The sequence below is a fragment of the Kribbella shirazensis genome, assembly GCF_011761605.1.
Classification (GTDB): Bacteria; Actinomycetota; Actinomycetes; order Propionibacteriales; family Kribbellaceae; genus Kribbella; species Kribbella shirazensis.
Genome location: NZ_JAASRO010000001.1, coordinates 118,488 through 137,730 on the forward strand (window position 1 = coordinate 118,488; position 19,243 = coordinate 137,730).

16 protein-coding genes are annotated in these 19,243 nt (G+C 69.2%); 10 read left to right on the plus strand and 6 right to left on the minus strand.

The window, feature by feature from the left end; all coding sequences use genetic code 11:
- The first annotated feature begins 40 nt into the window (after positions 1-40).
- Positions 41-520, plus strand: a complete 480-nt coding sequence (soxR, locus tag BJY22_RS00520; protein ID WP_167203214.1) for a redox-sensitive transcriptional activator SoxR — start codon at positions 41-43, stop codon at positions 518-520.
- Between the two features lie 25 nt (positions 521-545).
- Here the strand turns inward: soxR and BJY22_RS00525 are convergent, their stop codons facing one another.
- A complete protein-coding gene (locus tag BJY22_RS00525; protein WP_167203215.1) occupies positions 546-1,130 on the minus strand; it encodes a TetR/AcrR family transcriptional regulator in 585 nt (194 codons plus the stop codon).
- 53 nt (positions 1,131-1,183) lie between these two features.
- On the opposite strand from BJY22_RS00525, the gene BJY22_RS00530 reads away from it, so the two are divergent.
- The 3 genes from BJY22_RS00530 to BJY22_RS00540 all read left to right on the plus strand — a co-directional run bounded on the left by BJY22_RS00530 (position 1,184) and on the right by BJY22_RS00540 (position 5,013).
- Positions 1,184-2,161, plus strand: coding sequence for an alpha/beta fold hydrolase (locus tag BJY22_RS00530; RefSeq protein WP_167203216.1), 978 nt, complete (start codon positions 1,184-1,186; stop codon positions 2,159-2,161).
- A gap of 170 nt (positions 2,162-2,331) precedes the next feature.
- The gene (gene snpA, locus BJY22_RS00535; protein WP_167203217.1) at positions 2,332-3,021 is read left to right on the plus strand and encodes a snapalysin; all 690 of its coding nucleotides are present in this window, start codon (positions 2,332-2,334) and stop codon (positions 3,019-3,021) included.
- Between the two features lie 213 nt (positions 3,022-3,234).
- On the plus strand, positions 3,235-5,013 hold the full coding sequence (locus BJY22_RS00540) for a sialidase family protein (protein ID WP_167203218.1): 1,779 nt from the start codon (positions 3,235-3,237) through the stop codon (positions 5,011-5,013).
- Here the strand turns inward: BJY22_RS00540 and BJY22_RS00545 are convergent.
- Positions 4,997-6,025, minus strand: a complete 1,029-nt coding sequence (locus BJY22_RS00545; RefSeq protein ID WP_167203219.1) for a substrate-binding domain-containing protein — start codon at positions 6,023-6,025, stop codon at positions 4,997-4,999. The genes BJY22_RS00540 and BJY22_RS00545 overlap by 17 nt on opposite strands.
- 222 nt (positions 6,026-6,247) lie before the next feature.
- On the opposite strand from BJY22_RS00545, the gene BJY22_RS00550 reads away from it, so the two are divergent.
- Positions 6,248-7,327: an ABC transporter ATP-binding protein gene (locus BJY22_RS00550; protein WP_167203220.1), complete on the plus strand. Its 1,080-nt coding sequence runs from the start codon at positions 6,248-6,250 to the stop codon at positions 7,325-7,327.
- Positions 7,328-7,345: 18 nt separating this feature from the next.
- Here the strand turns inward: BJY22_RS00550 and BJY22_RS00555 are convergent, their stop codons facing one another.
- Positions 7,346-8,326 (minus strand): glycosyltransferase family 2 protein, encoded by a 981-nt coding sequence (locus tag BJY22_RS00555; protein ID WP_167203221.1) that lies wholly within the window; start codon positions 8,324-8,326, stop codon positions 7,346-7,348.
- A 105-nt stretch (positions 8,327-8,431) separates the two neighbouring features.
- Here BJY22_RS00555 and BJY22_RS00560 point away from each other — a divergent pair, with 105 nt between their 5' ends.
- The gene (locus BJY22_RS00560; protein WP_167203222.1) at positions 8,432-10,939 is read left to right on the plus strand and encodes a YfhO family protein; all 2,508 of its coding nucleotides are present in this window, start codon (positions 8,432-8,434) and stop codon (positions 10,937-10,939) included.
- Here BJY22_RS00560 and BJY22_RS00565 read toward each other — a convergent pair.
- Positions 10,932-11,921, minus strand: coding sequence for an ABC transporter permease subunit (locus BJY22_RS00565; protein WP_167203223.1), 990 nt, complete (start codon positions 11,919-11,921; stop codon positions 10,932-10,934). The two genes, BJY22_RS00560 and BJY22_RS00565, sit on opposite strands and share 8 nt — an antisense overlap.
- The gene (locus BJY22_RS00570) at positions 11,918-12,766 is read right to left on the minus strand and encodes an ABC transporter ATP-binding protein (protein WP_337757911.1); all 849 of its coding nucleotides are present in this window, start codon (positions 12,764-12,766) and stop codon (positions 11,918-11,920) included. The genes BJY22_RS00565 and BJY22_RS00570 overlap by 4 nt, the downstream gene beginning before the upstream one ends.
- Before the next feature lie 927 nt (positions 12,767-13,693).
- Between BJY22_RS00570 and BJY22_RS00575 the strand changes: the two genes are divergently transcribed.
- The 4 genes from BJY22_RS00575 to BJY22_RS00590 all read left to right on the plus strand — a co-directional run bounded on the left by BJY22_RS00575 (position 13,694) and on the right by BJY22_RS00590 (position 17,701).
- A complete protein-coding gene (locus tag BJY22_RS00575) occupies positions 13,694-13,996 on the plus strand; it encodes a metal-sensitive transcriptional regulator (RefSeq protein WP_167203225.1) in 303 nt (100 codons plus the stop codon).
- A gap of 213 nt (positions 13,997-14,209) precedes the next feature.
- On the plus strand, positions 14,210-14,431 hold the full coding sequence (locus BJY22_RS00580; protein ID WP_167203226.1) for a heavy-metal-associated domain-containing protein: 222 nt from the start codon (positions 14,210-14,212) through the stop codon (positions 14,429-14,431).
- Positions 14,428-15,453 carry a hypothetical protein gene (locus BJY22_RS00585; protein ID WP_167203227.1) on the plus strand — a complete coding sequence of 342 codons (1,026 nt, stop codon included), beginning with the start codon at positions 14,428-14,430 and terminating at the stop codon, positions 15,451-15,453. The genes BJY22_RS00580 and BJY22_RS00585 overlap by 4 nt, the downstream gene beginning before the upstream one ends.
- 16 nt (positions 15,454-15,469) lie before the next feature.
- The gene (locus tag BJY22_RS00590) at positions 15,470-17,701 is read left to right on the plus strand and encodes a heavy metal translocating P-type ATPase (protein WP_167203228.1); all 2,232 of its coding nucleotides are present in this window, start codon (positions 15,470-15,472) and stop codon (positions 17,699-17,701) included.
- On the opposite strand, the gene BJY22_RS00595 is transcribed toward BJY22_RS00590, so the two are convergent.
- Positions 17,694-19,235 (minus strand): glycoside hydrolase family 13 protein, encoded by a 1,542-nt coding sequence (locus BJY22_RS00595; protein WP_167203229.1) that lies wholly within the window; start codon positions 19,233-19,235, stop codon positions 17,694-17,696. The genes BJY22_RS00590 and BJY22_RS00595 overlap by 8 nt on opposite strands.
- Positions 19,236-19,243 lie beyond the last annotated feature (8 nt).

Sequence of the window (19,243 nt, forward strand, 5' to 3'; positions counted from 1 at the left end):
GCGAGCTTGAGTTTTTGGATCGCGGTCCTAGGGTGGCGGTATGCGAGAGGAGAACGTCCCGAGCAAGGAGCACTGGCTCTCGATCGGGGAGATCGCGCAGCGGTCCGGGGTGGCGGCGTCGGCGTTGCGGTTCTACGAGGACCAAGGCCTGATCGCGTCCCGCCGTACCGCCGGCAACCAGCGGCAGTACCAGCGCAGCACGTTGCGCCGGATCGCCTTCGTACAGGCGGCACAGCGCGTCGGGCTCGCGCTCTCCGAGATCAGACAGGCCCTGGACTCGCTTCCCGAGGACCGTACGCCGACCCGCGCCGACTGGAGCAAGCTGTCGAAGTCCTGGCGCAGCCGCCTCGACGAGCGCATCGCCGAGCTCGAGCGGCTCCGCGACGACCTCGACGGCTGCATCGGCTGCGGCTGCCTCAGCCTCCAGCGCTGCAACCTGTACAACAAGGAGGACCGCCTCTCCACCCGCGGTCCCGGTGCCCGCCTGCTCAACGTCGGCATCCCCGGAGAAGCGTCCTAGGAGACGCGACCCTAGGAGAAGCGCCCTAGGAGAGCAGCCCTCGCTCCACCACCTCGACGAGCAGCTCGGCGGCCGCCGCGGCGTCGTACTCCGGATCGGCGAGCGACTCGGCCACGATCGAGTCGATGCCGCCGCCGACCAGCAGTGCGGCGGACCGCAGATCCATCGGATCGCCCAGCCCGCGCGCGGCCCGCGCCGCGGCCAGCAGGTCCGCGACCGCCGACCAGCGCGCCTTCGAATCGGTCAGCGGCGCGACCGACGTCATCGCCTCGATGAGCATCCGCACATGCCGCGGCCGCTCCCGGAGATGCCCGACCATCGACCGGATGTACGCCGCCGGGCCGTCCGCCGGACCCGCCGCCTCGACGGCCGCACCGACCGCCTCCACCAGCGCCGACAGCACGTGCTGGTAGGCCACCTCGACCAGCGCCTGTTTGGACGGGAAGTGATACAGCACACCGGCCTTCGTGATTCCGGCGCTCTCCGCGATCCGCCCGAGCGACGCGGCGGCGTACCCACGCTCCGCGACGAGCTCGATCGTGACGTCGATCAGCTGCGCCCGGCGGGCTTCCTCGGTGAACGTGAGGTTCCGGCCGCGCGCTGAGGGCATGACCTCAACTTACCGTATGGTCGGATCACCTACCAATCGGTTAGGAGAGATCCGTGACCAAGAATCCACGTCGCCGCCGGCGCCTGCTGATCGCCCTCGGCGTCGTCGGCGGTCTCGTCGTCAGCACGGCACTCGCGCTCCGTACGCCGTCCCCGGTCGGGCACTGGAACAGCGCCGCCGGCTACGACGACTACCGCGCCAAGTACGAGGCCGCGATGCGCGACCTGCCCACCCCGTCCGCGGTCCGCGACGTCCGCACGGAGTACGGCGTCGTCCGCGTCTACCGGTACTCGGGCGCCAAGAACGGGCTGCACCCGCTCGTGCTGCTTCCCGGTACGTCGTCGGGGACGCCGGTCTGGGCCGACAACCTGAAGTCGCTGCTCGCGATCGGCGACGTCTACGCACTCGACCTGCTCGGCGAGCCCGGGATGAGTGTCCAGAGCAAACCGATCACCTCCGACGAGGACAAGGCGGCGTGGCTGGACCAGACCCTGGCGGCCCTGCCGGAGCAGCGGTTCAACCTGCTCGGGCTCTCGATCGGCGGCTGGACCGCGATGAACCTCGCCGTCCGCCGGCCGGACCGGATCGCGACGGTCACCACCCTGGACGCGGTCTTCGTGTACGACGGCCTGCCGCTGGAGGTGGTGATCCGTTCGCTGCCGGCCACGGTGAAGTGGCTGCCGCGGTCCTGGCGGGACAGCTTCAACTCCTACACCGCCGGCGGCAAGCCGGTGGAGCACGTCCCGATCGCCGACATGATCGAGGCCGGCATGAAGAACTACACGATGCGCCAGCCGCAGCCGCAGCGGATCACCGAGCAACAGTTGACCGCCCTGCCCATGCCGGTCCTCGCGATCATCGCCGGCCGCTCGGTGATGCACGACCCGCCGACGGCCCGCAGTACCGCCGAACGCGCGCTCCGGACGAAGACCGTCGCGTTCTATCCCGACGCCTCGCACGCGATCAACGGTGAGTACCCCGACCGGATCGCGAGCGATCTGCGGACGTTCCTCACGGCGTACGGCCGCTGACCCATAACCCGACCGCTATGCGCGACATAGAACGACCGGCCCGGTACGCGGGTTAACCCGAGGGTTTTGCCGGACCCGATGCGGAATTCCCGGAGTCTTGGCAGCATCCGGAGGTAGCGATCGGTAATCCGCCCGTCGCTATCCGCCACCGATCCGGAGTGAGGCCCTCCATGTCGCATCGCCGCATCCTGACCAGTCTCGCGGGGCTCGCCGCCGCGGCGCTGGCAGTGCCCGCGTTGGCAGCGTCCCCCTCGACTGCCGCGCCGGCCACCGATTCCACCGTCGCCACTGTCTCCACCGCCACCACCCGGGCGGCGTACGTCGGCTCGCCGCAGGACGAAGCCGCCACGAAGGCGTTCTACGACGCCGTGATGAAGTCCGCCCGCGCCAAGATGGCCCAGCAGGCGAAGGCCGGCCGCAAGGTCACCGCGGTGACCGTCACGTACGCCGTCGACGCGCCGACGTTCGCGTCCCAGATCTCTTCCAGCACGCAGATCTGGAACTCGTCGGTGAGCAACGTGAAGCTCGTCGAGGGCAGCAGCTACGACTTCTACTACACCGAGGGCAACGACCCGCGCGGTTCGTACGCCTCCACCGACGGGCACGGCAGCGGCTACATCTTCCTCGACTACGCCCAGTCGCGGGAGTACGACCCGACCCGGATCACCGCCCACGAGACCGGCCACGTCCTCGGCCTGCCGGACCACTACTCCGGCCCGTGCTCCGAACTGATGTCCGGCGGCGGCCCCGGCCCGTCCTGCACCAACGCCTACCCCGACGCGACCGAACGCGCCAAGGTCGACCAACTCTGGTCCAACGGAAAGGCCCTGGGACAGGCCGCGTTCCACACCTCGAGGTAGTCGGACGAACCGCCACGCACGCAGAACCCGCCTTCCGGCGCTGAAACCACCCCGAATCGGGGGTTCTGCCTGCACGCAGGTACACGATCCTCCGGCCCGGAGCCGCCCGGCAGGGGACGGCCCGGGCCGGAGCCTTCTCGGAGGACATAGGACGTACTACGACACGCCGGAGAACTCGGCGTCGTGGGTGCGATCTCGCGAACACTGGTCGTCATGAGATTCCGCCTGGTGGTGCTTGCGCTTCTCGTGATGGTTACGACCTGTTTGACGTCTCCGGCGTACGGAGCAGGTCTGGAAGGTAAGGCGATCCTGTCGCCGGGGACTGCGGGATACACGTGCTTCCGGATTCCCGCTCTGGTGCGCGGGAACGACGGGACCCTTGTGCTGTTCGCGGAGGGACGTAAGCCGTCCTGTGGCGACGTCGGCACGCATGACGTGGTGATGGTGCGGTCGACGGACGGCGGCGTGACCTGGAGTGCGCCGCAGGTCGTCCACGCCGGAGTGAACTCGACCGCACACAACCCGGCGCCCGTGGTCGACGCGCGGAACGGCCGGATCGCGCTGCTGACGTCGCGGGACTACAACACCGTCTGGGCGCAGTACAGCGACGACAACTTCGCCACCTGGACGCAGCCGCGGGAGATCACGAGCAGCGTGAAACTCGCAGGCTGGAGCAGTTACGCGACCGGCCCGTCGCACGGCATCCAACTGCAACGCGGAGCACACGCCGGCCGCCTGGTCGTCGGCACGCATTTCTCCACCACCGACGGCGACCGCAAGGGCGGCGCCTTCGTCTACAGCGACGACAGCGGCACGACGTGGCACCTCGGCGCCCACGACAACTCGGCCGATCCCGACCTCCGCGTGCAGGAGCTGTCCGTCTTCGAGCGCCCCGACGGATCGCTGTTCGCGTTCGCCCGCGACGAGGGCGGCGCCAACCCGTCCACCGTCGCCTCGGCGATCTCGTCCGACGCCGGCCAGACGTTCTCCACCGGCTTCCACGCGGGCCCGGCCGAGCAGAGTCTCGCCGTACCCACCGTCCAGGCCTCCACTCTCGAACTGCGCGCCACCGACCGCGGCGACCGCTACAACCGCGTGCTCCTCGCCACCGAGACCCGGCAGGGCACGACCCGCGAGAACCTCACGATCCGCTCCACCTACAAGGGCGGCACCGAGTGGGTCGACCCCGGCGGCGGCACGGTCATCTACGGCGGCATGGCGGCGTACACGGACATGACCCGGATCAACGACAGCACGGTCGGACTCGCCTACGAACGGGCCGCGAGCTGGTCGCACGGCTACATCTGGTTCACCACCTTCACCGAATCCGATCTCGGTCTGCCCGACGGCAACACCACCGGCGTACCCACCACACCGGATGCCTCGGGCAACGATCTGGACGGGTACTTGCGTGGCCCGGCGTCGGTGGCCGGCAAGTTCGGTACGGCGATCTCGCTCGACGGCACCGACGACTACGTGCAGCTCCCGTTCGCGGAGAAGCTCGCGGTGAGCAGCGGCGACTTCACGTGGACGGGCTGGTTCAAGTACGGCGCCAGTACCGCCGACCAACCGCTCCTCTGGGCCTACAACCAAGGCGACGTCTACTCACAGCTCTGGCTCCGCGCCGAGCCGTCGAAGAACCGCCTCCGCGCGCTCGCGCAGAGCGGTGAGACCGCGGTCACCCTCGCCACGACGAAGGCCTACAACGACCAGGCCTGGCACCACTACGCACTGTCCCGCCAGGGCAGTACCTTCACGCTGTACGTCGACGGCGTGGCCGCCGCGACCGCCACGGGTGCGATCGGGTCGGTCAGCCCGAAGCGACCGTTCCAGATCCATCTCGGCCAGCGCCTCGACGGCCTGCAGAACCTCAAGGGCGCGCTCGACGACTTCCGGCTCTACAACCGCGCACTGACTCCGGCGGAAATCTCCGCGGTCTTCACCGGCAACTCGACAACCCCGGCGGGCCTGCGGCTCAGATACCCGTTCTGACCGGGCCGGTGGAGCCGCGCACGACGAGTTCCGGACGGAACAGGAACTCGGTGTGCGGCGTGGCGTGGCCGCGGACCTCTTCCAGCAGGGACTGGACCGCGGCCAGCCCCATCGCCTGCACAGGCTGGCGGATCGTCGTCATCGGCGGGTCGGTGAACTCCATCATCGGCGCGTCGTCGTACCCGACCACCGAGACGTCGCCGGGGACGGCGAGCCCGCGCTGCCGGGCGGCCCGGATCACGCCGAGCGCCATCATGTCCGAACCACACACCACCGCGGTCACGCCGGCGTCCAGCAGCTGACGGCCGGCCGCCTCGCCGCCCTCCACGCCGAACATGCTCAAGGCAACCAGCGGTTCGAGGTCCTGGTCCGACAGGCCGACCTGCGCCTTCATCGAGGTCCGGTACCCGGCCAGCTTCCGCTGCACGACGATGAACCGCTCAGGGCCGGACGCGAACCCGATCCGGCGGTGGCCGAGCGCCACCAGGTGCGAGACGGCCAGCTCCATCGCGGCGTACTCGTCCGAGGACACGAACGGCGCCTCGACCGACGGCAGCCAGCCGTTGACGAACACGACCGGGAGCCGGCGCTCGACCAGGGCCTGGTACCGCTTGTGGTCCGCGCCGGTGTCGGCGTGCAGGCCGGAGACGAAGATGATCCCGGAGACGCCGCGCTCGAGCAGCATCTCGACGTACTCCTCCTCGGTCGCGCCGGACGGGGACTGCGTACACAGCACCGGGGTGTACCCGCGCTGCGACAGCGCCGACTCGATCACCTGCGCGAACGCCGGGAAGATCGGGTTGATCAGCTCCGGCATCACCAGCCCGATCAGCCCCGCGGACCGCCGCCGCAACCGGGACGGCCGTTCGAACCCCAGGACGTCGAGCGCGGTCAGGACCGACTGTTTGGTGTCGTCGGCGACCCCCGGCTTCCCGTTCAGCACCCGCGAGACCGTCGCCTCACTGACCCCCGCCTTGGCCGCGATGTCCGCCAGCCGCGCTCTGCTGCTCACGCCCGGCACTGTACCCAGCCCCTGGTGATCTTGCAGCAAGATCCTGCAAGAACTTGCAGACTGCACAGGAGTGTCCACTACGTGAACAGAACACGCACGTCACACGCCGTACACCTTGTCAGGACGAGTGGAGCCGGGCGAGGATGGGCCAACTCCCCCGCCCGGGGGAACCTTTACTCGGATCGTCCGGCACGTTCCTGCCGGTGAAGGGAAACAACTGTCATGGCTACTGTGTCGTTCAAGGCGGCAACCCGGATCTACCCCGGTGGTGACACCCCCGCCGTCGACAAGCTCAACCTCGAGATCGAGGACGGCGAGTTCATGGTGCTCGTCGGCCCGTCGGGTTGCGGTAAGTCCACCTCGCTCCGGATGCTCGCCGGCCTCGAAGAGGTCAACGAGGGCTCCATCTACATCGGCGACCGCGACGTCACGCACCGTCCGCCGAAGGAGCGGGACATTGCGATGGTGTTCCAGAACTACGCGCTCTACCCGCACATGTCGGTCGCGGACAACATGGGCTTCGCGCTGAAGATGCAAGGTGTCTCCAAGGAGGACCGGGCGAAGCGGGTCGGCGAGGCCGCCAAGCTGCTCGGCCTGGAGGAGTACCTGGACCGCAAGCCGAAGGCGCTGTCCGGTGGTCAGCGTCAGCGTGTTGCCATGGGCCGCGCCATCGTGCGTAACCCGCAGGTCTTCCTGATGGACGAGCCGCTGTCGAACCTCGACGCCAAGCTGCGTGTCCAGACCCGGACCCAGATCGCCGAGCTGCAGCAGCGTCTCGGTGTCACCACCGTCTACGTCACCCACGACCAGGTCGAGGCCATGACGATGGGCGACCGGGTGGCGGTCCTCAAGGACGGTCTGCTCCAGCAGGTCGACACCCCGCTGAACCTGTACGACAACCCGAAGAACAAGTTCGTCGCGGGCTTCATCGGCTCGCCGGCGATGAACCTTCTCACCGCTGACATCACCGAGGGCGGCGCGAAGGTCGGCGACTACGTCATCCCGCTGCAGCGCTCCCTGCTGGAGAAGGCCGGCAGCGACAAGACCCTGACCGTCGGCGTTCGCCCGGAGGCCTTCAAGGTTTCCGACGAGGGCCTGCCGGTGAAGGTCGCCGTGGTCGAGGAGCTCGGCGCCGACGCGTACCTGTACGGCACCGCGGAGCACAACAACGAGCACCAGCAGATCGTCGCCCGTATCGACGCCCGGATGCCGGTCGAGAAGGGTTCCACGATCCGCCTCGCCGCGGTTCCGGACAAGCTGCACCTGTTCTCGACCTCCACCGAGGAGCGGCTCACCGCCTGATCCTCAGCAGTAGCTGTGCTACCGGCCCCGGGTGGTTCGTCCATCCGGGGCCGGCGGCTTTTCCAGCCGTTCCGCCGGGTCCATGTTGGTCTGCTTCAGCAGGTAGTGCGGGCGCTTCTTGGTCTCGTAGTAGATCCGGCCGATGTACTCGCCGATCACGCCGAGCATCACCAGTTGCAGTCCGCCCAGCCCGGTGATCGCGGCGATCAGCGTGACGTAGCCCGGCATCTCCACGCCGTGCAAGATCGCGGCGACGATCACCCAGACGGCGTACCCGGCCGCGACCGCGGTCAGCAGCAGGCCGACGTAGATCGCCAGCCGCAGCGGCTTGTTGTTGAACGACAGCAGCCCGTCGAACCCGTACTCCAGCAGCCGCCGGAACGTCCACCGGCTCTTCCGGTCCGGCGGCGGCTTCACGTTCTCGTACTCGAACAGGATCGACTCGAACCCGATCCAGGCGAACAGCCCCTTCGAGAACCGGTTGTACTCGTTCAGCTCGAGCAGCCCGTCGACCGCACGCCGGGACAGCAGCCGGAAGTCGCCGACCCCGTCCATCAGCTCGACGTCGGCCCACTTGTTGATCAGCCAGTAGTAGGCCCGCGCGAACAGCGTCCGGGTCGCCGGGTCGCCGGTCCGGGTCCGCCGTGCGATCACCTGGTCGAAGCCGCGTTCGTACTCGGCCAGCATCCGGCCGATCAGCTCCGGCGGGTGCTGCAGGTCCGCGTCCATGATCACCACGGCGTCGCCGGTCGCGTACCGCAGGCCGGCCAGCATCGCGGACTCCTTGCCGAAGTTCCGGCTGAACGACAGGTACCGCACCGACGGGTCGGCGTCTGCCAACCGAACCAGCGCGTCGAGCGTCCCATCAGTACTACCGTCGTCGACGTACACGATCTCGTACGCCCGGCCGATCGCCGCGAGCTCCTGGCCTAGGGCCTGATGGAACCGCGAGATCACCTCGACCTCGTTGTAACACGGCACCACCAGACTCAGCCGCATCGTCGTCCCCCTCCGCCCCGTGCCTCAAACCCTATGCGATTCTTGTCCAGACCAGAACTACCCGCTACTTTTGGCGGCCGAACGAGCGGAACGAAGGGGCGGCCAGTGGTTTCCGAGGAGGGTGTCGAGCCGAAGCCTGTCCGGCGGCGTTCGGTAGTACTGCCGGCCGCTGTCGCCGCTGTCGTGGTGGCGGCGGTGTTCGCCGCCTCCGGAGTCATCCGCGGTACCTATCCCTTCGGTTCACTGTCCCGCAGTACCAATGATCTTGGCACGCAGTACATCCCGTTCTTCGCCCACCTGTGGGACGTCCTGCACGGCCGCGCCCAGGGCGACCTGCTGTTCAACTGGCAGAGCGCGTTCGGCGTCGGGTTCCTCGCCGACCTCGGGGTCGATCTCGGCAGTCCATTGTCCCTGCTGGTCGGCCTGTTCCCCCGCGACCAGATCGACCTCGCGGTCTACGTCATCACCACTCTCAAGCTGAGCCTCGCCGCCGCCGCGATGGCGGCCGCACTACTCACGATGCGTCCAGGCCCCCGTTGGGTTGCAGCAATCCTGGGAGTTTCGTACGGCGTCTGCGGCTGGGCGATCGACGACGGAGCCTACGTGCCGATGTGGCTCGACGGGTTGATCGCCCTGCCGATGTTCTTCCTCGTCGCCGAGTGGTCACTGCGCCGGACCAACCGGCTGCTCAGTGTGCTCGTGGTCGCTGTCTTCTGGCTGTCCAACTTCTACACCGCCTACATGGCAACGTTCGCGGGTGGGGTCTACCTGCTGGCCCGGCTGCTGACCAGCGACCTCAGCTGGTCGCTGCGCCTCCGGTCGGTCGTGCGGCACGGCGTCTCGTACGCGCTCGGCATGGCCCTGGTCGCGCCCATCCTGCTACCGATCATCACCGCCAACGACGCCGCAACGCCGTCCCCGTCAGGGATCTTCCACGCCTCGGCGGTCGACGTGTTCCTGTCCCGGCTGCTGCCGCTGTCCGAGGGCGTCGGCCGGACCGCCAGCCTGTACGTCGGGACGCTCGCCCTCCTCCTCGCGCTGACGCTGCCGTTCAACAAGTTCGTCCCGTGGCGGTCGAGGGTGGTCTGGGTACTCACGATCGTCGGGGTTGCGCTGTCCTTGCGGTGGGGGCCGACGCAGCAGTTCTGGCACGCGTTCGACACTCCGAACGGCAGCCAGTACCGCCAGGCGTTCGTGCTCTGCGGCCTGATGGTCGTGGCCGCCTGGGTCACGGTCGCACACAAGTTGCCCGGCCCGATCGCGCTGCTCGGCGGGGGCGTGCTGCTGGCGTTGATCGCCGTACTGTCCGACGGCAGTCCGATGCTGACCGAGTACTGGCTGGTCGTGCTGATCGCCTCCGCAGCGATCGGGTTGGTTGCGTTCGGCACCATTTGGTTGCTGCGCCGGAGCGCGCGGACCCGACGGCTGAAGTGGCCGGTCGCCGCGGCGTTCGCCGTACTGCTGGTGGTCGTGGCCGTCGAGACCACCTGGACAGCGGTCATCACGGACGAGCAGCGGTCGAAGGTGCTGAGCAACTCGAACGCGGCGTGGGACGACAAGCAGACCGCGCGGTACGACGCGTTGCGGGAAGCCGGCGGCTGGCCGGAGTACCGGACGGAGCCGGGTACGTCGGTGACGCCGAACGACCCGATCCTGCTCGGCGGGCAGGGCGCCGGCATGTACAGCAGCCTGTTGCCGTACTCGGTGAACCAGATGATGACCAGCCTCGGCTTCGGCTGGTCCGGGTACGGGCGCGCCGCGCGGACCCTCGTCAACCCGGTGACCGACGCGATCTTCTCGGTCGGCGCCCGGATGCGGCTGGTGGACGACGGGAAGCCGGAGATCACCCGGTCCGCGGCGCCGCCGCTGGTCACGGTACGGCGGCGGCTCGCGAACGCCGCACCTGTCGACGTCAACAACCCGAACGCGTACGCCGCGCAGGAGCGGCTGCTCGGATCCACGGTGTACGAGGTTCCGAAGTACAAGGGCACGCGGTTCGCGACCGGTGAGGTGAAGCTGGTCGCTGCGTGCAAGCCGGGCACCTCGGCGTACCTGTACATGCCGCGCGTCGGCGGGCGGGCGCGGTTGGGCGACGGCCCGTGGTACGAGCTGAGCTCGACGCGCCGGCCCGGGATCAACACCAGCAGCCCGATGATCGGGCTCGGCACGGTGCCGCCGACCGGGGTCGTGCTGATCGAGGTCCGCTTCGGGGCGGCCCCGCAGGGCATCCCGGCGTACAACGCGATCGGTTGCCTCGACCACCAGGCGCTGAACACCGCGGTACGCCGGCTGCGGGCGAGCGGCGCGACGGACGTGGAGGCCGACGGTCATGCGCTCCACGCCACGTTGCCGCCCGGCAGCAAGGGCTGGGCGGTGATCGGCGTACCGAAGATCAGCGGCTGGACGTGCTCGGTCGGCGGCGGCAAGGCGCAGGTCCCGCGGGACTACGGCGGCCTGATGGCCGTGCCGCTGACGGGTACGGCGGATCGGGTCGACTGCACGTTCGTCCCGCCGGGCCTGCGCCGCGGTCTGGCAGTCGGTGCGGCCGCCGCCGCGGTCACGCTCGGAATCGTGCTGATCGGCGCGCTGCGGCGACGGCGTACCGCTAGTTGATGTCGCGGCGGCGGAAGACCCAGCCGCCGATCAGGATCACCGCCACGGTGAGGACCGCCAGGTACCACGCGCCGTGCTCGAACGACAGCGTTTTCTGCACGTAGTCGCACATGTAGCTGCCGTCAGCGCTGGTCTTGCACTGCTCGACGTAGTACTGCGTGTCGTGCCGGACGAAGGCATCGAAGTTGAGCTTCACCAGCCACGGCTGGGCGTCCTGCAGGAACGAGCCGAACACTCCCTCGGCGAGGACGAGGTACGCCATCACGACACCGATCGCGGCGGCGGTGTGCCGGAGCAGCAGGCCGACGATGCTGCCCAGTACGGCGGCCAGCGCGGTCGTGACGACAGCGCGGCCACCGATCGCGGCCAGGTCGCCCCACACCTTCGCGGTCGCGCTCGCGGTGTCACCCAGCCGGTCGACGATCACGAACGTACCGAACAGCACGATCGCCAGCACCACCGCGGCAACCGGCACGAACCCGGTCGCGGCCGCGAGCAGCTTGCTGCCGTACACCCGCAGCCGGCGCGGCTCGAACGTCAACCAGTTGCCGATGGCACCGGTGCTGAACTCGGCGCCGATGAAACTCGCCCCGATCAGGAACGCCGCGAAGGCCAGGAAGTACGACGAACCCTGCAGGAGCTCCGGCGTGACCTCCGCGAACACGATCTTCGGCTTGCCGAAGTCCTCCGGCTTGGGCTCGGGATAGGCGCACATCTCCTCGAGCTTCGGCTTCGGGTCGGGCTGCGTCTGCCAGTCCGCTGCGCACTGTTTGCGCTGCTCGTCCGCGTGCTCGACCCAGTCCTGGTGCATCATCTCGTACTGCCGCTGCGCCTGCTGCTGCTCGGCGGCCGACAGCGGTCGCGCCTCGAACCAGGTGGCGACCAGCAGGAGAGCCGTGATCAGGAACAGCCCGGCGACGCCGATGGCCGTCAGCCGACGCGCGGTCAGCCGACGGAGCTCGACCTTGGTGAGGCGGATCATGACAGCCCCTCGCCTTCGGTGAGCTCCAGGAAGACCGACTCCAGGTCGGCGCGGACCGGGACCAGCTCGGACACGTACAGCTCCTGATGGGCGAGACGGCGGGTCACGTCAGCAGGATCCGCGGCGCCCTCGACGAGCAGGTACTTGCCGTCGGCACGCACCGCCATACCGGCCGCGGTGAGGATCCGGGTCGCGGCCTCGTGGTCACCCACGGCCAGCTTGACCGTGGCCGCCGTACCGCCGCCGATCACGTCCGCGACCGTGCCGGACGCGAGCAGCCGGCCGTGACCGATGATCGACACGGTGTCGGCGACCTGCTCGACCTCGGCCAGGATGTGACTGCTGACCAGGACCGTCTTGCCCTGCTCCCCGAGGCCGCGCATGGTCTCGCGGATCTCCCGGATCCCGGCCGGGTCGAGGCCGTTGGTCGGCTCGTCGAAAATCAGCAGATCCGGCTCCTTGAGCAGCGTCGCGGCGATCGCCAGGCGCTGCTTCATGCCGAGCGAGTACGAGCGGAACCGGTCCTTACCGCGCTCGCCGAGCGACGTCTGCTCCAGCACCTCGCCCACGCGGGTCCGGGGTACGCCGATCGCCTCGGCGAGCAGTTCGAGGTTCTTCTGACCGGTGAACGCCGGGAAGAACTTCGGCGACTCGACAATCGCACCGATCCGCCCGACCACCTCCGGCAGCCGCGCCGGCACCGGCTTCCCTAACACCGACATCGTCCCCGCGTCGGCACGAACCAGCCCGAGCAGCATCCGGATCGAGGTCGTCTTCCCCGACCCGTTCGGCCCGAGAAACCCGTGCACACCCCCCGCCGGAACCTCCAGATCCAGCCCCCGCACCGCCACCACCCTGCGCCCCCGTCGGGTCCGATAAGTCTTACGCAACCCACGCGTACTGACGGCCACGTCGGACATCCACACCCCTTTCATCACTGAGCAGACGCACAGCCTGACACCTTTGTTCACCCCCCGCACCCAAACCCCGCCACGGGTGGCCGCGCGGATGTGGTGACTGGGGCTGTGGTGGCCGGGGGGATGTGGTGGCCGGGAGGGGAGGTGGCGGCGGGAGATGTGGCTGGCCGGGCGGACGCCGGTTGCCGGGCGGACATGGTTTGCCGGGCGGGACGCGGGTTGGCGCGGGCTGACGTGGAGACGGGGGGACGTGGAGACCCCACGCGTACTGCGCGGTCGCCTCTCGTCGCTGCGCTCCTCGGCGCGTCCGCTTCGCGCGCTCGCCGCCCACCCTGCGAGTACTTGGTCAGCGCACCGCACGCAGCAACTCTTGCGCGGGCGCGCCCACCAGGCGCTTACCGCCGTACGCACTCTCCCGCCTGACGCGCAGGGTGCGCGCCAGGCCGGGGCGACGGTCGCGAGGGCGGGCCGAGCAGGCGTTCGCGGGGACGAACCCTCTCGTGGGCAATCTGGTGACAAGTCGTGGGTTCTGGCGACAGGTAATGGCTTGTCTCCAGTCCCCGCTGCTTGTCTCCAGTCCCCGCCGCTTACGTCGTCGACGTCAGCCGTCGGCTGTGGGATTCGTGGGAGTGTGGCCGGCTTGCGCCGTTCGATGACCGCCGCGGCCCCGGCCGACATCCGTGCTCCCCTGCCCGAGGTGCTCTCCAAAGGCGTCTGGGGAGTTCGTTCGGGGAGGGGCGATAAATACCCCCTGCCGGTATTGCCGGAGGACTTGCGTTCCATACCCGGAGGGGGTAACTTCGGGGGCGTGGAGATACCCCGGTGGGGTAGCTGAGCTAGGAAGAGGGCCGCGAGATGAGCAGCGATGACGGGCATGTGCACGGGTACACCGCCGAGAAGAGCAGTCACCTGAAGCGGCTGCGGCGGATCGAGGGGCAGGTTCGCGGGCTGCAGCGGATGGTCGAGGAGGACAAGTACTGCATCGACATCCTGACGCAGGTGTCCGCGGCCACCAAGGCGCTGCAGTCGTTCTCGCTGGAGCTGCTCGAGGAGCACCTCTCGCACTGCGTGGTCGAGGCCGCGCAGAAGGGCGGCCCGGAGGCCGACGAGAAGGTCCGCGAGGCGTCCGACGCCATCGCCCGCCTGGTCCGCAGCTGAACACCGAGCCGGCTCCGCAGCTGACCACAGAGCCGGCTCCACCAGTGGCCAACCCGCCGGGTCCGCCACTGACCACCGAGCCGGGCACCGCCACCGACCAACCTGCCGGCTCCGCCCGGCCGACCGGCCCCTGGTCGACGCCGCAACTGAGCGACCGACAGCCGCAGCAACGGAACAGCGACACCCAACACGATTCGAGCAAGGAGCACGACTATGAGCACCACCACGACCTACTCCGTCACCGGCATGACCTGCGGGCACTGCACCTCTGCCGTCACCGAGGAGATCAGCAAGCTCGTCGGTGTCCAGGACGTGAAGATCGATCTCGTCGCGGGCGGCACCTCCGCGGTGCACGTGACGAGTGAGTCCGCGCTCGACGAGGCCGCGGTACGCGACGCCGTCGACGAGGCGGGCTACGAACTGGCGGCGTCGTGAGCCGGGCCGCCGCGCTCCGGCTCGGCGCGTTCGCCGGTGCGCTTGCACTCGCCTTCGGGGCGGCGTACGGCATCGGCTCCGCGGTCGACCCGATCGCGGCGGCCGACGACACCTCCGCGGCCCCTGCGCACGGAGAGGAGATGGGTGGAATGGAGCAGACCTCGGGTCACGGCGGACACGAGTCCGCCGGGCAACTGCCCGGTCTGGCGGTGTCCGACGCCGGCTACACGTTCGCACCGGCGAAGACGTTCTTCACCGCCGGTGAGAAAACCGAGCTGCGCTTCACGATTCAAGGACCGGACGGCAAGCCCGTCACGAAGTACACGAAGACCCACGAGAAGGACCTGCACCTGATCGTGGTCCGGCGGGACCTGTCCGGGTTCCGTCACATCCACCCGACGATGGCGGCGGACGGGACGTGGAGCATCCCGTTCACGTTCACCGCCGGCGGGACCTGGCGGCTGTACGCCGATTTCGAGCCCACCGGCCACGACAGCACCATCACCCTCGGCACGGACGTGAACGTCACCGGACTGTACGTCCCGGTGCCGGTCAACGACCCGGCCGCGGTCAACAGCGTCGACGGGTACGACGTGACGCTCGCCGGCACGCCCGTCGCGGGCAAGGAGTCGGAGCTGACGTTCACGGTCAACAAGGCCGGGAAGCCGGTCACCGATCTGCAGCCGTACCTGGGCGCCTTCGGGCACCTGGTCTCGCTGCGCGGTGGCGACCTGGCCTACCTGCACAACCACCCGGCCGAGGACGCGAAACCGGGGACGAAGGGCGGACCGTCGATCAAGTTCGCGACGACCTTCCCGACCGCGGGGACGTACAGCCTGTTCCTGGACTTCCAGCACGCGGGCAAGGTGCGCACCGCCGAGTTCACCGTGAAGGTGGGTTCGACCGGCACCACCACCATCGCACCGCCGACCTCCGTACCGTCCGCCGTACCGTCGGCAGGACCGTCCGCGACCACCACGACCGAGACCCCCGGGCACGCCGAAACGCCCCACGGCCACTGAGAGGAGGCACATCATCATGACCAGCACCCAGCCCGGTCAGTCCGTCGAACTCATCATCGGTGGCATGACGTGCGCCTCGTGCGCCGCCCGGGTGGAGAAGAAGCTGAACCGGATGGAGGGCGTCACCGCGACCGTCAACTACGCCACCGAGAAGGCGAAGGTGACGTACGCGGACGGCATCTCCACCGACGACCTGGTCGCGACGGTCGAGAAGACCGGCTACACCGCGAGCCTTCCGACACCGGCCGTCGAACAGTCGGCGGAGGAGCCGGACGAGCTGAAACCCCTGCGGGAGCGGCTGATCGCGAGCATCGTGCTCGCGGTCCCGGTGATCGCGTTCGGGATGATCCCGGCGCTGCAGTTCGAGTCGTGGCAGTGGGCGTCGCTGGCGCTGGCGTTCCCGGTGGTGACGTGGGCGGCCTGGCCGTTCCACAAGGCCGCCTGGACGAACCTGCGGCACGGCGCCGCCACGATGGACACGCTGATCTCGCTGGGCGTGGTGAGCGCGTTCCTCTGGTCGCTGTACGCGTTGTTCCTCGGCTCGGCGGGTGAGCCGGGCATGAAGATGCCGTTCACGCTGATCCCGTCCCGGGGCGGCGGCGCGGAGGACATCTACCTCGAGGTCGCGGCCGGTGTGACCACGTTCATCCTGGCCGGCCGGTACTTCGAGGCACGCGCCAAGCGCCGCTCGGGGGCCGCGTTGCGCGCCCTGCTGGAGCTGGGCGCGAAGGACGTCGCCGTACTGCGGAACGGGACGGAGACCCGGATCCCGGCCGACCAGCTGGTCGTGGGTGACGAGTTCGTCGTCCGGCCCGGCGAGAAGATCGCCACCGACGGCGTGGTCGTCACCGGGAGCAGCGCGGTCGACGCGTCGATGCTGACCGGTGAGTCCGTACCCGTCGAGGTCGGCGAAGGTGACGCGGTCGTTGGCGCGACCGTCAATGCCGGCGGCCGGCTGGTGGTGCGGGCGACCCGGGTCGGCGCGGACACCCAACTGGCGCAGATGGCGCGGCTGGTCGAGGACGCGCAGAACGGGAAGGCCGCTGTCCAGCGGCTGGCCGACAAGGTGTCGGGCATCTTCGTGCCGATCGTGATCGGGCTGGCGCTCGCGACGCTCGGCTTCTGGCTGGGCAACGGTTCGCCGGTCGAGATCGCCTTCACCGCCGCGGTCGCCGTACTGATCATCGCCTGCCCGTGTGCGTTGGGGCTGGCCACGCCGACCGCGTTGATGGTCGGCACCGGTCGCGGCGCCCAGCTGGGCATCCTGATCAAGGGGCCGGAGGTGCTGGAGTCCACGCGGCGGGTCGACACCGTCGTCCTGGACAAGACGGGCACCGTCACCACGGGCCGGATGGAGTTGGTCGACGTACTGCTGGCTCCCGATCAGGACCGGGCCGAGGTACTGCGGTTGGCGGGGGCGCTCGAGCACTCGAGTGAGCACCCGATCGCGCAGGCCGTGGCGCGGGCCGCGGCGGCCGAGACCGGGACGCTTCCCGAGGTCGAGGACTTCGGGAACGTCGAAGGCCTCGGTGTACAGGGGATCGTCGACGGGCACGCCGTCCTTGTCGGGCGGACGCGGTTGCTGGAGGAGTGGAGCCAGTACCTGCCGGAGGACCTCGCGCACGCCAAGGAGCACGCTGAGGCCGAGGGCAGTACGGCGGTCGCGGTCGGATGGGACGGGCAGGCACGAGCCGTGCTGGTCGTCGCGGACACCGTGAAACCCACGTCCGTGCAGGCGATCAAGGACCTGAAGGCGCTCGGGCTGCGGCCCGTGCTGCTGACCGGGGACAACGAGGCCGTGGCGACGAAGGTGGCCGCCGAGGTCGGGATCGACGAGGTGATCGCGGAGGTCCTGCCGGCCGGCAAGGTCGACGCGGTGAAGAAGCTGCAGGACGAGGGCCGGGTGGTCGCGATGGTCGGCGACGGCGTCAACGACGCGGCGGCCCTCGCCCAGGCCGACCTCGGCCTGAGCATGGGCACCGGCACCGACGTGGCGATCGAGGCGAGCGACCTGACGCTGGTCCGCGGGGATCTGCGCGCGGCCGCGGACGCCATCCGGCTGTCCCGCAGCACGCTGCGCACGATCAAGGGCAACCTGTTCTGGGCCTTCGCCTACAACGTGGCCGCCCTGCCGCTGGCCGCCGCGGGCCTCCTCAACCCGATGCTCGCCGGCGCGGCGATGGCCTTCAGCTCGGTCTTCGTGGTGTCGAACAGCCTGCGGCTACGCAGGTTCCGGCCGCTCAGCTGATCCACGCGGTCGCGTCGCTCGGAAGCCTGCCCTCGTCGAGGGGGATGCTGGTGATCAGCACCTCCTCGTGCGAGGGCAGGCTCACTGCGTCAGCGCTCAGGTTGGTGACGCAGGTGAGGGTCTCACGCCGGAACGTGAGTACGTCGGCGGGCGCGTCCAACCACGTCAGCGACCCGTCACCCAGCAGGGCCCGGCGCAGTTTCAAACCACTGCGGTACAAGGAAAGCATCGAGTTCTGGTCGTCGTACTGGGATTCGACCGTGAGGTTCTTCCAGTCCGCCGGCTGCGGCAACCACGGCGTACCGTCGCCGAAGCCGAACGGCGGCTCCTTACCGGACCACGGTAGGGGCACACGGCAACCGTCCCGGCCGCGGTCGGTGCCCTGGGAGCGGGTGAAGATCGGGTCCTGCAAGAGTTCGTCCGGGAGATCCTCGACCTCGGGCAGCCCGAGCTCCTCGCCTTGATAGACGTAGAGGCCGCCGGGCAGCGCCATCGCGAGCAGGGCCGCCGCACGCGCGCGACGTTCGCCCAGCACCAGATCGGTCCGCATCCCGTGCTTGCGGTCCTGGTGCGAGAACGACGTGTCCTGCCGGCCGTACTTCGTGACCGGTCGCGTCACGTCGTGGTTCGAGAGCACCCAGGTCGGCGGTGCGCCGATCGGGACATGCGTGGACAACGTCAGGTCGATCGAGGCGCGCAGCTCCGCGGCTTCCCACGGCCGGGACAGGAAGTCGAAGTTGAACGCGGTGTGCAGCTCGTCCGGCCGTAGGTACAACGCGAAACGCTCCTGGTCCGGCATCCACATCTCGCCGACGAAGAAGCGGTCGTCGTACGTGTCGGAGATCCGCCGCCAGCCGCGGTACACCTCGTGCACCTCGTCGTGGTCGGTGTACGACTCCTCCTGGCTGTCGAGGTCCTTGAACAGTACGGCGGCACTGTCGATGCGGATCCCGTCCACACCGCGGTCCAGCCAGAACCGGAGGATGTCGTGGAACTCCTCGACCACCTCGGGATTGCGCCAGTTGAAGTCCGGCTGCTCGGGGGCGAACAGATGCAGGTACCACTCGCCGTCCGCGACCTGCGTCCAGGCGGGGCCGTTGAAGATCGACTGCCAGTCGTTGGGCGGGCCATCACCGCGGCCCGGTCGGAAGACGAACCGCTCGCGTTCGGGTGAGCCGGGACCGGCACGCAGGGCCTGGACGAACCAGTCCTGCTGGTCCGAGCCGTGGTTCGGGACGATGTCGATGATCGTGCGGATGTTCAGCGCGTGTGCCTCGGCGATGTACGCCTCCGCCTCGGCCAGGGTGCCGAACGCCGGGTCGATCGCGCGGTAGTCCGCGACGTCGTACCCGCCGTCGGCCATCGGGGACGGGTACCACGGGTTCAGCCAGATCGCGTCGATGCCGAGCTCGGCCAGGTACGGCAGCTTCGCGCGGAGCCCGGCGAGATCCCCGATCCCGTCCCCGTCGCCGTCGGCGAAGCTGCGCAGATAGACCTGGTAGATCGCGGCTCCGCGCCACCATTCGTCGGCCATCAAATCTC

Bases quoted from the DNA above. Each gene is read 5' to 3' on its own strand.
- BJY22_RS00580 (WP_167203226.1), top strand. From the start codon at position 14,210: ATGAGCACCACCACGACCTACTCCGTCACCGGCATGACCTGCGGGCAC.
- BJY22_RS00540 (WP_167203218.1), top strand. From the start codon at position 3,235: ATGAGATTCCGCCTGGTGGTGCTTGCGCTTCTCGTGATGGTTACGACC.
- BJY22_RS00550 (WP_167203220.1), top strand. From the start codon at position 6,248: ATGGCTACTGTGTCGTTCAAGGCGGCAACCCGGATCTACCCCGGTGGT.
- snpA (WP_167203217.1), top strand. From the start codon at position 2,332: ATGTCGCATCGCCGCATCCTGACCAGTCTCGCGGGGCTCGCCGCCGCG.
- BJY22_RS00565 (WP_167203223.1), bottom strand. From the start codon at position 11,921: ATGATCCGCCTCACCAAGGTCGAGCTCCGTCGGCTGACCGCGCGTCGG.
- BJY22_RS00575 (WP_167203225.1), top strand. From the start codon at position 13,694: ATGAGCAGCGATGACGGGCATGTGCACGGGTACACCGCCGAGAAGAGC.
- BJY22_RS00590 (WP_167203228.1), top strand. From the start codon at position 15,470: ATGACCAGCACCCAGCCCGGTCAGTCCGTCGAACTCATCATCGGTGGC.
- BJY22_RS00555 (WP_167203221.1), bottom strand. From the start codon at position 8,326: ATGCGGCTGAGTCTGGTGGTGCCGTGTTACAACGAGGTCGAGGTGATC.
- soxR (WP_167203214.1), top strand. From the start codon at position 41: ATGCGAGAGGAGAACGTCCCGAGCAAGGAGCACTGGCTCTCGATCGGG.
- BJY22_RS00525 (WP_167203215.1), bottom strand. From the start codon at position 1,130: ATGCCCTCAGCGCGCGGCCGGAACCTCACGTTCACCGAGGAAGCCCGC.
- BJY22_RS00595 (WP_167203229.1), bottom strand. From the start codon at position 19,235: ATGGCCGACGAATGGTGGCGCGGAGCCGCGATCTACCAGGTCTATCTG.